The sequence below is a fragment of the Bacteroidia bacterium genome, from assembly GCA_019695265.1.
GTDB lineage: Bacteria > Bacteroidota > Bacteroidia > JAIBAJ01 > JAIBAJ01 > JAIBAJ01.
The window spans coordinates 1-16,195 of record JAIBAJ010000083.1; the positions used below are offsets into that span (position 1 = coordinate 1).

At 39.5% G+C, this 16,195-nt stretch carries 8 protein-coding genes and 2 tRNA genes; 6 read left to right on the plus strand and 4 right to left on the minus strand.

The window, feature by feature from the left end:
• Window positions 1-922 precede the first annotated feature (922 nt).
• Window positions 923-994 (minus strand) — tRNA-Arg (locus K1X82_11510).
• Between the two features lie 314 nt (window positions 995-1,308).
• On the opposite strand from K1X82_11510, the gene K1X82_11515 reads away from it, so the two are divergent.
• From K1X82_11515 to K1X82_11530, 4 genes are all read left to right on the plus strand, one after another.
• Entirely contained in the window at window positions 1,309-2,733 is a 1,425-nt protein-coding gene (locus K1X82_11515) for an MBOAT family protein (protein MBX7182735.1), read from the plus strand.
• Complete coding sequence (locus K1X82_11520) at window positions 2,733-3,704, plus strand: hypothetical protein (GenBank protein ID MBX7182736.1); 972 nt, start codon at window positions 2,733-2,735, stop codon at window positions 3,702-3,704. Before K1X82_11515 ends, K1X82_11520 begins: the two co-directional genes overlap by 1 nt.
• A 66-nt stretch (window positions 3,705-3,770) precedes the next feature.
• Complete coding sequence (locus tag K1X82_11525) at window positions 3,771-4,838, plus strand: endonuclease/exonuclease/phosphatase family protein (protein ID MBX7182737.1); 1,068 nt, start codon at window positions 3,771-3,773, stop codon at window positions 4,836-4,838.
• A gap of 10 nt (window positions 4,839-4,848) precedes the next feature.
• Window positions 4,849-5,355 carry an ABC transporter ATPase gene (locus K1X82_11530; protein ID MBX7182738.1) on the plus strand — a complete coding sequence of 169 codons (507 nt, stop codon included), beginning with the start codon at window positions 4,849-4,851 and terminating at the stop codon, window positions 5,353-5,355.
• Between the two features lie 392 nt (window positions 5,356-5,747).
• Here the strand turns inward: K1X82_11530 and K1X82_11535 are convergent, their stop codons facing one another.
• A complete protein-coding gene (locus tag K1X82_11535; protein MBX7182739.1) occupies window positions 5,748-6,518 on the minus strand; it encodes a plasmid pRiA4b ORF-3 family protein in 771 nt (256 codons plus the stop codon).
• A gap of 152 nt (window positions 6,519-6,670) precedes the next feature.
• Between K1X82_11535 and K1X82_11540 the strand changes: the two genes are divergently transcribed.
• Window positions 6,671-9,835: a SpoIIE family protein phosphatase gene (locus tag K1X82_11540; protein MBX7182740.1), complete on the plus strand. Its 3,165-nt coding sequence runs from the start codon at window positions 6,671-6,673 to the stop codon at window positions 9,833-9,835.
• Between the two features lie 375 nt (window positions 9,836-10,210).
• Here the strand turns inward: K1X82_11540 and K1X82_11545 are convergent, their stop codons facing one another.
• Complete coding sequence (locus K1X82_11545) at window positions 10,211-13,411, minus strand: SpoIIE family protein phosphatase (protein MBX7182741.1); 3,201 nt, start codon at window positions 13,409-13,411, stop codon at window positions 10,211-10,213.
• A 677-nt stretch (window positions 13,412-14,088) separates the two neighbouring features.
• The gene (corA, locus tag K1X82_11550) at window positions 14,089-15,150 is read right to left on the minus strand and encodes a magnesium/cobalt transporter CorA (GenBank protein MBX7182742.1); all 1,062 of its coding nucleotides are present in this window, start codon (window positions 15,148-15,150) and stop codon (window positions 14,089-14,091) included.
• An 877-nt stretch (window positions 15,151-16,027) separates the two neighbouring features.
• On the opposite strand from corA, the gene K1X82_11555 reads away from it, so the two are divergent.
• Window positions 16,028-16,101 (plus strand) — tRNA-Ala (locus K1X82_11555).
• Window positions 16,102-16,195: the final 94 nt, after the last annotated feature.

Consider the following 16,195-nt stretch of genomic DNA (forward strand, 5'->3'; position numbering starts at 1 on the left):
ATCGCCACTCAAAATTTTATGTAGTTAATATTCAAATGTAGGAATAAAACAATTTGAAAAAATTGTTTTATTGGCGTTAAAAACGCCTTTCTCAACCGCCCCCGTTACAAACGAGGGCGAGTTTGGAATGTGAGGATTGTATTTGGACTCCCGCAGTTTGGGATTTTGAGGAAATAATTCCGAAAAAAGCTAAAAATAGCCAAATAAAACTAAGTTTTTTCATGGATTAAACGGTAATTAAGGAGTGGATTTATTAAAATTTTCAGAAAATAATAAAATACTTTCACCTTCCTAAATCAAAAGAAAGTAGACGTTTATTTTATTAGAAAAGTGGAAGTATAAAAATGGGTTTAATTGTTATGTCAAGTATAGATATAATTTTAATTCCGCAATATTAAATTTAAAATAATTTATAAATTAATATAAAAATGGTAAATATTTGAAAGAATAAATACGATTATCTCTTTATTTAAAAGGCTTTCATGAAATTAAAAAATTTAATCATGAAGTAAAAATTTGTTTAATTTTCTTGAAAAAACATTAAACAAAGTTGATATTTTGCTCAATTTTAAAATTAAGTCATGGATAATAAAATGCAATTTTCTTCCGGAATTTATATTTTTTATCCTCGTAGCAGCAGTTTTATAACACGCTTAAATCTTTAAAACCCAGAAATAAAATTTTGGATAGTAAATGTTATCGACTTAAACGAAATTCTCATGGATAAAAAATCCGGCAAATCAGAAATACATTAAATATATATGGATGAAACTCTTCTAAACCCTTCCAACATTCTCCTTTCAAATCCTATTTCTTGCATTAATTAAAAAAAGAAGGACAAAAACAAACAACAAATACGACAACACCTAAAATAAAAATGGCTGCAAACGTTTAATTTACAGCCATTTAATTTAATTTTTTGTAGTCCCGACGAGAATCGAACTCATATCAAAAGTTTAGGAAACTTCTATTCTATCCATTGAACTACGGGACCAATGAAAATTTCAAGGGCGCAAAAGTATAAAAACTATCATACGATTTCTTCTCGATTTTTTGAATTTCACCCGACCACTCACCTTTTCAAGCCTTACTTTCTTTTCCCATGCCATTCTTTGTTCCGTTTAGCCTCAGAATCCGTTTTACCAAACAACCCTATCCTTTCCTTTCTCATTCATTATCAGAATCTCCAAGACCTTAATTCCACCGCTATTTAATAGCAATCCCTATCTGAAAATCTAAAATTAAGACCTTTTCCTATATTTGCCTTCCGAATTCTAACTCAATACGCGGAACTTTACCCAACTTATTATGCTATTTAATTCTATTGAGTTCCTGTTCTTTTTTCCAATTGTAACCCTACTCTATTTTATACTTCCTCATAAATTCCGCTGGCTTCTTCTACTTATTGCTAGTTGTGTTTTTTATGCAGCCTTTATTCCGGAATATATCCTCATTCTTTTTGCTACCATTATTATCGACTATTTTGCAGGAATTCAACTGGGCAAGAACTATTCCCAATCAAAAAAGAAAAGCATCCTTTTGATAAGCTTAATTGCTAATATCGGAATCCTGGCCATTTTCAAGTATTTTAATTTTTTTGTAGACAATTATAACCAGCTTTTTCAATTCATTGGTTTTAATAACTTTCAAAGAATACCTCATTGGGATCTGATTTTACCTATTGGCCTTTCCTTTCACACCTTCCAGGCCATGAGTTACACTATTGAGGTTTACCGCGGAAACCAACAACCAGAACGCCATTTCGGTATTTATGCCTTGTATGTTATGTTTTATCCTCAGTTGGTTGCCGGACCCATCGAAAGGCCCCAGAATGTTCTGCATCAATTCCATGAACATCATTTCTTTAATTCAACAAAATTTTGGAATGGTATACGTTTGATGCTTTGGGGTTTGTTTAAAAAAGTTGTTATTGCTGATCGTCTCTCTATTTATGTTAATCAGTTCTACCAAAATCCTGACCAATCTCCGGCATTAAATCTATTCATGGCTACCCTGTTTTTCACCATTCAAATTTATTGCGACTTTTCCGGCTACAGCGATATGGCTCTAGGAGCAGCCGAATCAATGGGTTTTAACCTGATGATAAACTTTAAAAGACCTTACCAGGCAGGAGATATTCAAGAGTTTTGGAGTCGCTGGCATGTTTCCCTTTCTACCTGGTTCAGAGATTACTTGTACATTCCTTTAGGTGGAAACAAAAAAGGTGAAATAAGAAAGTATTTCAATGTGGCGGTGGTTTTTATCCTCAGTGGATTTTGGCATGGCGCAAACTGGACCTTTATCGTTTGGGGCTTCCTCCATGCCATCGGAAATTCGATTACCATGTTTTGGAAATCTTTTAAACGACCTATCTCCATTCCTATTCTGCCTCAATTAGCTACTTTTAGTTTTGTTGCTCTGGCATGGATATTCTTTCGGGCAGATTCCCTCTCCAATGCATGGATTATTCTTTCTAAAATCGGTAACATTAATGACTATTCTTTTGAAAACCTTTTCCCAATGGTAAGTGGTATTCAATACGGCTTAAAATGGCACTTCCTGGTTTTTATTCTGATAGTATTTATGTATTTCCTCGAAAAATATACAGACGAAAGACTCTATGTTTTTAACAAAAAACCCGGGTTCGACTTAATCTTTACCATACTCATCCTAACCTTGAGCATAACCTTGGGAGTTTTTAATAACAGTTCTTTTATCTATTTCCAATTCTGATGAAACTCCCACTGAAATTAATATTCGTTTTTTCTGTAGCTTTTATCTTCAGTTCGGCATTTTATTACCGATTATTCCTTACGTCTTACTCCCCAACAAATTTTGTCAGGCCTTCCCTTTCCTTTCTAACGGAGGACAGCTCATATCACGATATTGTTATTATTGGAAATTCCAGGTCCTGGAACCACTTTAATCCCCAAATTATTGATTCTATTACTTCACAAAATTCAATTGTTATAGGACTGGATGGCTCCGATATTCCCTTTTTTCTGATGGGGGTTCGTAAATACATTCAATCACATCCAATACCAAAAACCATCGTTGTTCCAATTGATTTTACTTCCATCAATACCCAAACTATCCCTTATAACTTTTTAGAATACTACGATTTTCTCAACGATACTACCATTGCTAATACCCTAGGGAATTACTTTACCCGTTTCAGATTCAAATCTTCCTATTACTACTACCTTACTCAACTACTCCTGGTTAAGGATGATGAAAAAAAACTAAATTTCTCCCAACTGTTTTCTACTCCTTCTCTTGAGAATTCCATTCTTCCGGAAAAAGCTACCTACAAAGGCTTTTTTTCCCCTACCGACACCCTGGACCCCAATCATCTTCAAGAAATAAAGCCTTTTATCGAAGAATATGCACCGGAGTGCCAATCAACCCTTCAGGAAATAATCAACTGCTGTCAACAAAATCAAATTCAACTGATTTTTGTTCAAGCTCCTTTCTTCCACAAAACCCAATCCATCGTTTTAAATTACCGGGAAATTGAAAATCAAATATCCGAAACCGCCTTCAAAAACCAATGTCATTTTTTAGATTTTGATACCATGGCTATTGCTCAACGCACCGATTGCTTCTTTAATTTTATGCATCTTAATAGCAAAGGGGCCAACCTCTTTTCAACCACATTTGCCCGGGAATTAGTTAAAATTCAAAAATCAGGCAAGCCCAAATAGCCTCCTCCTATATTTTAATTTACCGCATCGCAATTTTTCTGACCTTTGCCAACCTATTAACCATTCATGAAGTTTCTAAAAAAGGCTCTTTTTATTATCCTGATTCCTGTCCTGGCTTTCGGCCTTTACCTTGTTGGTAATGTTCTTTTTGCCTTCATTACCGATTTTAAACCCCCTGTGTCCGAATCGCTTGAATTACGAGGAATGCCCTCTAAAAACCTACCCGATTCCGTTCTATCCCTCCTTAATTGGAATATCGGCTACTCCGGCCTCGGTCAAAAAGCCGACTTCTTCTACGACGGTGGAACAACCGTCATTAGTCCCGAAGCCGATGTAAATTCCTACTTCCAAGGAATCAAAAACACCATACTCCATGCTGACTCCATCGATTTTATTCTGCTTCAGGAAGTAGATACTCTTGCCAAACGGTCCTATAAAATCAATCAGTTAACCGAATTAGGTAACCATGCCAAAGGTTATGGCTATTCCTTCGCCACTAATTATGATGTGAAATTTGTTCCCAAACCCTTTACAGAACCTTTGGGCAAAGTAGTCGCCGGACTTATGTCTCTTACCAAATATTTCCCAAAAGAAATTACCCGTTACCAATACCCCGGCCAATTCGAATTTCCTACCTACCTCTTCTTTCTCGACCGCTGTTTTTTACTTTATCGCTACCCACTCAAAAATGGAAAAGAACTTCTTGTAATCAATACCCATAACTCGGCTTATGACAATACCGGGGAAATGAAAAAAGGGGAATTAAATATGTTGAAAAAGTTTGTTACAGAAGAATATGCTAAAGGTAATTATATCATTATCGGGGGTGACTGGAACCAATGTCCTCCTCATTTCGATCCCATGAAATTCAACCATGGCAAAACCGAAGCGCCTTACACCCCGCAAGTTCAAGACCCTTCCTTCCTTCCTTCCGATTGGCATTGGGTTGCCGATACAACCGTTCCCTCTAACCGTAATCTAATTACTGCTTACAACGCCCAAAAAACATTTACAACCGTAATCGACTATTATTTGCTTTCGCCTAACGTGGAACCTTTGGCTGTTAAAACCTTGGATATGCAATTTGCCTACTCCGATCACCAACCGGTTTATCTAAAGGTGAAACTTAAATAACTTATTGACAATGAAATCCTTCGCCGAACTTTCTCCGCTTTCTAGAGTGTGGGTCTACCAATGCGACCGCAACCTTTCCGATTCTGAAACCGAACAAATTCGCCTCCTAGCCGCCGCTTTTGTTTCCAATTGGACTGCCCATGGAGACATGTTAAACGCTTCAGCCGACGTGTTTTTCAACCGCTTCGTAGTAATTGCTGCCGATGAAAGTCAAGTAATGGCATCGGGTTGTAGCATCGATAAATCAGTGGGTTTCATCAAAGACCTGGAAAAGCACTTTAACATCAACCTGCTCGACCGCCTCAACATAGCCTACCTCGATCAGGAAGAAGTAAAAACCATCCGTATGCACCAGGTGTCTGAAGCAATCGAAAACGGCATAATCAATCCCGACACCCTCATTTTCAATAACTTAGTAAAAACTATTAACGAATTAAAAACCCTGTGGCGTATCCCATTGAAACAGTCCTGGTTGGGCGCTCAAATTCCGGGTTTAGCTTCACCTAACCTGGTTTAGACCCAAATTTCTCAATAGAAATCCTTGTTTGGCTTTCAAACTCAATAAAGATAGGGTTTTGAGGTTGATTTTTGGGTGAAAAATAGTGAACTATTCTAAAGTAGTTGGAAGCCGTAATAGAATTCTATAGCAGAAATTGGGTTAAATTTTTTGAAGAAAACAACCGCTTTCTCCTTCTCCAATCACCTGCCCCGCTTTCGCCCATAGTTTGCGGTACAAGCACATTCGAGGGTTCGGACTAAGTGCATCCGCAAAGCTATTTGGCTCTATCGGGTTTAGTTTAATTTCTTTCTTCTTTCAAACAATCTTCAGCCAAATCGGTGCAAACCCAAACCAAATCACTTGGCTGAATTCCTTATTTGTGCAAAAACAACAAGCCTGAAAATTCGGGACTAATATTCTTCCGAACCTCCTCCGGAGAAACTGTCAAAATCAAAATCTCCCATATCCTGGTTTTCATCCTCTTCACCAAAGCCTCCACCAAATTCATCTTCACCAAATTCTCCTCCCGAACTACCTTCTTCTCCCCCTTCCGTCATTCCTTCCATTCCTTCTAATCCTTCTAAATCAATTCCATCCAAGGCATTGGCATCATCAATTAATCCGGCAATATCATCTCCTTCCAAATCGGCCATATCAGGTTCCAGCATATCGTCCTCACCGGTAATTAGAATAGGCCCACCTGCAACCGGTCTGCCCCTTCGCCTTGGCATTTCACTTTCATCCAACTCCAAAGGTGGTGGTTCTAAACTAGGTTTTACAGGCCTTGGAGGTTCGCCCATTACTTTTACACAACGCGGATAAGAAGCCTTTGGATCATCGGGTAAAATTTTCACCAATTCAACAAAGAAGGTAAAATTCCGATAAGTAAACAACTTATAAATAAAGCGTTGATGCGGATCATTTACATATCCTGCCATAGCCTTATCCAATACCGGATTCGCTTTCATATCTACCTGTCCTTCCGGAACTTTGGCAATAAAATCCAATTCATGCCAGTTGTTATCACTTAAATAAAGCTCCGCTTCCGGCTCATCCAAAAAGGTAAATGCCATTTTTATTGCCTGATGGAATTCCCAAACCGAATGCGATGGTTTCACCTCAATGTCACGATACACATTGTCTTCATCTTCCAAGAGAACTCTAAACTTATAAATGGCCATTTATTTCAGGTATTGAAAGGCAAAAGTAACAGGATTCCATAAAACTCAACCAAGCTCAGAAACGAATTTGAAATAATTCATTCCTTTCCTGTAAAAATCCGGTTTTTTTGCAACCCCAAAGCGTCTTTCTCGTTTGACTTTTCCTTACTTCTATGGGGAAAATCTCTACAAAAAAACCACTTCTCGCTTCCGTCTTCTTAGCATTTCTGATGCTGTGGTTGAATTTCCCTTCCTTCTCACAACTGCTCAATTTCAAAAACTTCACCACCGACCAAGGCTTGGTTCAAACCAAAGTTAACGACGTTGTTCAAGATTCTAAAGGCTATTTATGGATTGCAACAGATGGAGGATTAAGTCGATTCGATGGAAAAAGCTTTGTAAATTTTACAGCCAAAGACGGCCTCGGTAACAACAAATGTACTCGCCTGTTTATCGATTCTAAAAACCGCCTGTGGATTGCCCATATTTACGGAATTAGCTTACTGCAAGGAAAAAAAATCCAATCCTTTTCCGACTCATCCGGAATTAAAAACCGTGAAATTCAATCCTTCCTTGAGTTCGATAACAAAATCTGGATGGGTGGAATGAACGGAATAGCGCTATTCGATCAAGGGAAATTCACGCACTTACCTATTCCTAACCACGAAAACAAACAGATTAAATCCTTGTCAGTCGATCATAAAAACCGACTCTGGATAGGTTATGGCGACAATGGCGGTATTATCTTATATTCGAATAAACATTTTCAGGATTTCGACTCTTTCGGCTTTGCAGGCACCGAACACCCTCTCACTACCATACAACAACTGCATTTCGATGGTAAAGCCATGTGGATTTTTGCCGCTGAAGGTATTTTTTCCTTTTCGGGCGATGAAATGAAACCGGTTAAACATGCCGGCATATTTCTAGGTGCAGAAAAAGTACACTTTAAATCGGATGGAAGCATTTGGATGGCCACCACCAATGGCTTGGCTCACTTAGAAAAAGGACAACTAAACTATTTCAACGAAAACAACGGACTACCCGGTTCTGAACTGAGTACCTTGCTCATTGACAGAGAAGGGAATTGCTGGGCCGGATGCCGAAAAGGATTGGTCATGCTTAGTTCCTTAGCCTTTGCTCAGTTTACCACCAATGAACCTAACAAGGTTTTTGCTCCAACTTGCATGGCTCAAACCTCCGACGGCCGCATCCTTTTTAACTCCGACCCCACCGGCTTGTTCCAATTACAAAACAACCTGCTTTCCAAAATAACCATTCCTAAACAACTCGATGAACATTTGTTTAGCTGCATTTTAGTCGATAAATACGGAAGCATTTGGCTTGGAACCGCAGACTTTAATGGAGTATATCGATTTAACCCACCTTTAGGAGTTAAGCAATTCACCGGAGATAACGGCTTGCCCGATAACAACATTCAATGCCTGGGACAGGATGCCCTGGGTCGTATTTTTGCCGGAACCAGCCGTGGTTTAGCCATGTTTGAAAACAACCAATGGAAAACGCTGGAAAATCCTGACGGAAGTTTGGTGTTTGATGTAAAAACCATGCATACTACCAAGGATGGTAAACTATGGTTAGGCACCTCCGATGGAAAAGTTTTCTCCTACCACAACAATCAATTTAAAGCATTGCCCGGACTGGAAGGAAAAATAAACTCCTCTATCACCGGAATGGCTTCTTCTGCTTCCAAACTTTTTATTGGTACCGATGGAGAAGGCTTGGTGATTTGGAATGGAAAACCAAGCTTACTAACCAAGGAACAAGGCCTTTTAACCAACGAAATTCGCTTTGTTGGATGCAATCAAGACGGAACCACCTTGTATTGTGGCACCCAAAAAGGCTTGTTGCAACTTGGGCTAGGGACGAATGGAGAAATGTCACAGCAAAAGCTTTTATCACAAAACGAAGGCTTTTTTGGTGGTGAATGCTTGTATGGAGCCTTGCTGATAACAAATGACCATCAAATTTGGTGCGGTACACCTCATGGCGTAACCCGATTTTCACCCAATATTCCTATTTATACCTCCGTTGCACCACTTGTTGATATTGTTGGTGTAGACCTTTTTTATAAAGAACCCGAATGGAAAACCTATGCAGACTCGATTTCAAATGAAACCGGATTTGGTATTAATCCACAATTTTCATACAAAGACAACTACCTTTCGTTTCGATTCACCGGCTTGCAGTTTGGTGCCCCATCCTCTGTTCGCTACCAATGGAAATTAGATGGTTTTGAAAAAGATTGGAATCGTCCTTCCACCTTTGATGAAGTAAACTACCCTAACCTTCCTCCCGGCAAGTATGTTTTTAAAGTAAGAGCGTCCTCTATCTCCGGTTTAGTAAGTCAGGAAGCGCAATTTGCTTTTACTATTAAACCACCGTTTTATCGAACGTATTGGTTTTATACTTTATCTGCCATTTTTCTGCTTGCCCTGGGTATAGGCTATATCAAATACCGTGAACAACGACTTGTTCGAGAAAAAGAAGAATTAGAAGTAGCCGTCAAGCAACGTACAGCCGAATTAGAAGAACAGAAGAATATAGTTGAACAAAAGAATGCCGATATTCTGGAAAACATCAACTATGCGAAAAACATTCAACTCGCCATTTTGCCGGGAAATGAAGAAATTTCCAGGGCTTTCCAGGAGCATTTCATCCTTTTCAAACCTCAAGACATTGTAAGTGGTGATTTTTATTGGTATTACCATCACGAAGACCTGGTTTGGGCCGCCGCGGTAGATTGCACCGGGCACGGTGTTCCGGGTGCCTTTATGTCCATGATGGGAAATGACTTGCTAAATCAGGCAATTATTGAAAAACAAATTACTGATCCGGCTCTGGTATTAGCCAATATGAACCACAGCATACGGTTGGTTTTTAGGGAACAAAACCAGGTAGTTGAAACCCAACAAGGTATGGATGTAAGTTTAATGTGTCTGAATTTAAAAACCGGCCTTGTAAAATTTGCCGGTGCCATGCGACCTATTATGGCTATAATCAATAAGGAAATAAAGGAATGGGAAGGTGATAAGGCCTCCATTGGAAGATATACCGAAGAAAACTATTCCTTTTCTACGATCGAGTTTACCATACAAAAAGGAGATGTTTTGCTTTTGTTTTCGGATGGATATTGTGACCAATTTGGCGGACCAAAAGGAAAGAAATTCCTTACCACCCGTTTCAAAAATATTTTAACCAAACACCTCCACGACAGTCTGGAAATTTTGGGAGACAGCCTCTATGATGCGTTGGATGAATGGCAAGGCGACCTCAATCAGGTAGATGATATTTTGGTTCTTGGTTTTAAATATTAAACCAAAATTCTCTATTAGAATTCGTGAGGAGGCCTTTAAATACACTAAAGGCAGGGGTTTCAGGTTAATTTTTGGGTGAAGAAACAGTGACCTCGTTTGAATTCAAAAATTGTTCTCCTTTTATTTGAAGTAGTTGGAAACCGTACTAGATTTCTAATGCAGATTTTAGGTTTTACCTTTACACCGCTGCAAGTTCCTGCCTGCTGTTTGGAAATTCAAAAAAGCCTGGCTACCGTCGGGTAGGGATTGAAACGGAAAGCCCACAGCCCCGATCCCAATCGGGGCGAGGACTTGCAGTGGAAAGCCCGACCATGAGCCTTCCACAATTCGGATTGAAAAGCCACTAGTTGTGCGAATGGGACCCGCCAAATAAAACTAAACCTGAACACCAATGATACAGATATCATCTACCTGCTCAAAATCGCCTTTCCACTTCGTGAAGGTTTCGATTAAAATGGCTTTTTGCACAGCCATTGGCTCACCTTGCATCAATTTCAGGGTTTCTTTGAATCGACCTTTGTAGAATTTTTTACCCTCCGGCCCGCCAAACTGGTCGGCATAACCATCTGAGAACAAGTAAATTCGATCGTTGCGTTGCAATTGAATCACATTGTTTTTAAACATTTGATCACCGTACAAATCCGTTGATCCAATAGGTCGACGATCTGCCTTAATCTCCGTCAATTCCTGGTCACGAATCAAAACCAGGGGATTGTATGCTCCGGCGAACTCAATTACCAGGGTTTCGGTATCAAACACACACAACGACATATCCATACCATCGCGCACTTTGCGGCCATTTTCGCTGATGTTGGCGGTATGTAAAGTTTCATTTACGTAGTTATTCAGATAATCGAGAATTTTCGAAGCAGAAAGAATTTTATTCTCTTTTACTGCCTGGTTAAGTGCATTGTGCCCCACAATACTCATGAAGGCACCGGGTACTCCATGCCCGGTACAATCTACCACCGCGAACACCACCTTCTTACCTATTTTCTCAATCCAATAAAAATCACCGCTTACAATATCCTTGGGTACATAAAGCACAAAGGCACCGGTAAAACTTTCAATAAAGGAACGATCGGGTGGCAGAATAGCTTCCTGAATGGTCTTTGCATAGTTGATACTATCCAACACCTCGTTGTTCTTCTTCTCAATAAGTTCTTTTTGACGACTAATTTGTTCGTTTTGGGAGGTAATTTTACGGTTAGCCAGGTTAATCTGAATGTAGGAAAAAATACCCGAAGCAATGATTAAACCAATGATTCCATAAAACCACCAGGTGCGGTAAAATGGAGGCTCAATGGTAAATTTAAAAGAAATAGGTTCGGCATTCCAAACCCCATCGGCATTGCATGACTTTACAAAAAACTCATAATCTCCCGGTGGCAATTCCGGATAGGTTTCTTCATTTTTGGTTGTTGGCTCTCTCCATGTTTTTTCATATCCCTTAAGGTAATATTGATACCTGATTTTTAATGGATAATAATTACTAACACCTACAAATTTAAAGGTAAGGTGGTTCTTATTGTAGGGCAACTTTACTCCTATCGGGAGATTGTTTGCACCCATACTATCCATTTCGAAAAGAGACCAATCGGCTGTATCTTTTAAAAGTTGGATATCGGTAAACATCAAATAAGGCGGTGTAGTATTTGGGATGTCGTATTCAGGCCTAAATACCACAATACCTTTGGGAGTTCCAAAATAAATATGCCCGGTTTTATCGTCAATACAAATAGACCTTGATAAACAACTTTGTCCGTTAAATCCGGACTCCAAATCGAATGACCGAACCGAAATTTTGCGTTTATCCGTTTTATCCAAATAAATACGGGCAATACCATTACCCAAACCTACCCATATTACCCCGGCTTTATCGATGGCAATACACACCACCTGATTATTGGGAAGAGCTGAATTTTCGTCGTTGTATTTATATAATTCTTTCCCATCCCAGCGGAACATTCCGTTATCGGTAGCAAAAAAGTATTCTCCGGCATCGGAACGTACAATTTGTTTTACAGGAAGCTTCAAACCCAGTTCCAACTTAGAAAATACCACCGGCAAATAATCAGGATAAGTGAAAATCTTTAAACCTTTTGCTGTTCCTACCCAAATATTCCCTTTTTCATCCTGATAAAGATCATGCACTATTTCTTCCCCAATATATTTTCTTAACCCTTCAGAAAGTCTAATACTATCCCGATCAATTTTCCAAACCCCGTTGTTGGTGGCTACCAAAACCTCATGCAAATTGGTTTCCAGCATTTTAAAGGACTTTACCTTGTAAATCCCTCGGGTTGGAGATTTGTATGGAAGTTCTTTAAAGGTTTTTCCATTGTAACGATAAATGTAGGAGCGATTACCAAACAATTGTTCCTGATCTTCCAGAACCAAAATCGAACTTACAAAAGGAATTTTTATACCGGTAATACTGTCGAAATGGTTGTTTCGAAGCACAAAACCACCTTCCGGGCTACCGGCATAGATAGTTCCGTAATGGTCTTTATACAAAGCTTCTATTTCACCATTTAGACCTTTGTGTTTATAATTTAAAAAACGACGGCTCAACAATTTTGAAATTCCATTCCGTTTACTACCAAACCACATATTTCCTTCTTTATCTTCAAAAATTCTGAAAATATCGGTTGTTACCAAACCATCGGCTTCGGTGTATCGAATGGCCTGGCGATTGATAACATAGTACAATCCATCTTCAGCGCCTAACCATACGCCACCTTGCTTATCCTTACTATAGGCAAAAAACTTAGTTTTGGTCGAATCATCCGAAAGCCCGGGAATTACTACATGTTTAAGTTCCGGAATTCCGGTAGTTGGATTTGGCAAATGATGTGAGTTGTATTCATACAATCCGGAGTAGCATAGAAACCAATATACACCGCCTCCTACTTCAAAAACGGCATTGGCTGCATTGTAAACTATTCCATTAAACCCATCAAACTTGGTAATATTGGATTTAGAATCCAGTTTAAAAATCCCTTTGGTAGTGCTAAACCATAAGTTCCCTTCCCTGTCTTCGTCAATATTCATAATGGATTTTCCATCCAACTGAGTTTTTTCAGCAAATCTTACAACCACGGTATCCTTAAGTTCCCCAACTCCATCAGCAGTTCCAAGCAAAATCCGTCCTCTCGAATCAATAAATACTTTTAAAACACCCTTGGCCGCTATACTATCCGGATCCGCAGCTCGTCCAAAGGTGCGGCCATCAATCGAAATGTTCAGCCCTTTATAGGTTCCAACAAGGTACCTTAACTTCTTGTCTTGATTAATAGAAAAAACCACATTGGAAAGCAAGCCATTCTTCTCATTAAACGAGGTAAACGACTTTCCATCAAAACGATTAAGGGCATTCGACGAACAAATCCAAATGGTATTGTCGTGGCTTTGAAAAATACCCAAAACCTGAGGTGACTTAAACCCGGTTTCTACAGTATAATTTTCAAACGCAAGAGTCTGGGCAACAGCCAATTGGGCAAATAAGGACAAAAATCCTATTACCCAAGAAATCCCAATTAGTTTTAGGATATGTGCCCAATTTGTTGATTGCATAGAAAGGCCAAAGATAAAAAACTAGGCTTTCAACGCTTTGAATTTCGTCGGAATTTTAAACCAAGTTGTTGTGAATATACCGAATAAGATTCAAAACCTGCCTGGATTGTAGCAAAACCAAGGCAAAAGATGACTTTTCGGGAGACAGATTTCAGAATATTCCAAGCTAATAAAAATACGGTTTTGGCGGGCCCCTTTCGCCCAATCCAACCTGATGCAAACTCCAATTATTTCTGCATAGGGCTTCAGGTCACGCTATCGTCTGTAGTCCCGGCAGCCCACGCCCAATTGCCCTTCTTTGCCGGGAGCTACTTGCCTCTATCGTTGCCCGAGGGTGCAATGCCCAACATTTTAACCTATTTCCAACTTTCTCAATTCGATAAATAATAAAAGCGGATAAGTACAAAACACGCTTGTTATCCCAATTTAATCAATAGGAGGATTGAAAATCTGAACTACTTGACTTAATTGGGTTTACCCCTTCCGAAGCATTTCGGGAAAAGTTTGTTTTCAATTTTCATAAGAAATTGAATTACAAACTCTTAATTCGTTTGTGCATTTCTAATGCGCAATATGGATTTATCGCTTCCATGGCTCAAAGTCAAACCACTCCTGCAATGAAAAAATGGGAAACCTAAATCAGGTTAAACGAAAAGGCAGCCAAACTATTAAGGGAACTAATACCAGCGTTTACGTTTAAAGTAAATCAACATGGATAGCACCAAAACCAACATAAATATCCAAACCAGGGCATAACCATACTTCCAGCGAAGTTCCGGCATAAAATCAAAGTTCATTCCATACACTCCTACAATAAAAGTCAATGGGATAAAGATGGTAGAAATAATGGTCAGGGTTTTCACAACCTGATTCATGGCATTGGAATTCAGCATCATATACATATCCATCAAACCGGAATTCATTTCGCGGTAGGTTTCAATACTATCACTTACCTGCACCACATGATCGTACAAATCCTTTAAATAAACCCGGGTAATATCCGAAATCAAATTAGATTCTTCCTTTTGCAATTTCAGAACAATTTCCTTCAGAGGAAGGATGCTACGGCGCAAAAAAAGCAATTCTCGTTTAAGATCATACACCATTTCCAGTGAAGACAGATTGGATGATTTCATTAGGGTTTCCTCCAAATGTTCGGTACGGTCACCAATAAGTTCTAAAACCACAATGTAATTATCCACAATTGCATCGGTAAGGGCATAAAAGAGGTAATCTATTGGCGACTTCCTAATACGGCCTTTTCCATGTCTAATCCGGTTTCGGATAGGCTCAAAAACATCCTCTTTTTTCTCTTGAAAAGTAATAAGCAAATTATCCTTCAGGTAAAAGCTAACCTGCTCAATGGTGGCTTCCTTGCTATCAGAACCAGAATAAATCATTTTCATTACCAGGAAAAGGGCATCATCGAACACATCTAGCTTTGTTCGTTGTTCTGAACTCATAGCATCAGCCAAAATAAGTGGGTGAAGGCCAAATTTCCGCCCAAGCTCTTCCATCAACTCAACATCATGGTTACCATCAATATCAATCCACATGCATTTTCCTTCGGGAGGGTGACTCGGAATTTTAATAGCATGATTTACATGGCTTTCAGAAAAATTTTCATAGTCATAAACAAACACTCTTATTTCCACAGGGGCAGTTTGATCCGGACCTATGTGCACAAGTGTACCAGGGGGCAAACCGGTTTTTGCTGATGATTTTGGCGAAGAATACATTGGTGTCAAAAATAGAAAATAGTTCTAGCAATTGAAATCCTTATCGGAACTAGAATTTTCATGGAAAATTAGCAGGCAATCTAACAGACCGGTAATTCTATTGCTGCAAAATCGCCTGCATGTCCCGAACTTGCTTCGGGAAAGAGGTCGTGGGTTCGGGTGCTAGCCATTCCAGGAATTTTCAAGGAAAAAGTTTGGGATTGAAAAAAGGGTAGTCTTAGCCGCACTTGTTTTGGGGCACTATTGATGCCGGCTAGAGTGTTTGCATGTCCCGAACTTGCTTCGGGAAAGAGGTCGTGGGTTCAGGTACTAGCCATTCCAGGAATTTTCAAGGAAAAAGTTTGGGATTGAAAAAGGGGTAGTCCTAGCCGCACTTGTTTTGGGGCACTATTGATGCCGGCTAGAGTGTTTGCATGTCCCGAACTTGCTTCGGGAAAGAGGTCGTGGGTTCAGGTACTAGCCATTCCAGGAATTTTCAAGGAAAAAGTTTTGGATTGAAAAAGGGGTAATCCTAGCCGCGCTTGTTTTGGGGCACTATTGATGCCGGCTAGAGTGTTTGCATGTCCCGAACTTGCTTCGGGAAAGAGGTCGTGGGTTCAGTACTAGCCATTCCAGGAATTTTCAAGGAAAAAGTTTGGGATTGAAAAGGGATAGTCCTAGCCGCACTTGTTTTGGGGTACTATTGATACCGGCTAGAGTGTTTGCATGTCCCGAACTTGCTTCGGGAAAGAGGTCGTGGGTTCGGGCGCTTGCCATTCCAGGAATTTTCAAGGAAAAAGTTTGGGATTGAAAAAGGGGTAATCCTAGCCGCTCCAGGATTTTTCAAGGAAATAGTTTGGGATTGAAAAAAAAATTATACATTTGCGCCCTCAATTTTGGGGTCATAGCTCAGCTGGCTAGAGCGTTTGCATGGCATGCAAGAGGTCGTGGGTTCGACTCCCACTGGCTCCACTCTCTGGGAAAGCACGCTAATTTTGGCGTGCTTTTTTTTGTATCCTTCTCCAAAGCCCCGCCAATACTAAGAACCAAGCTTGCTGATTCAGAC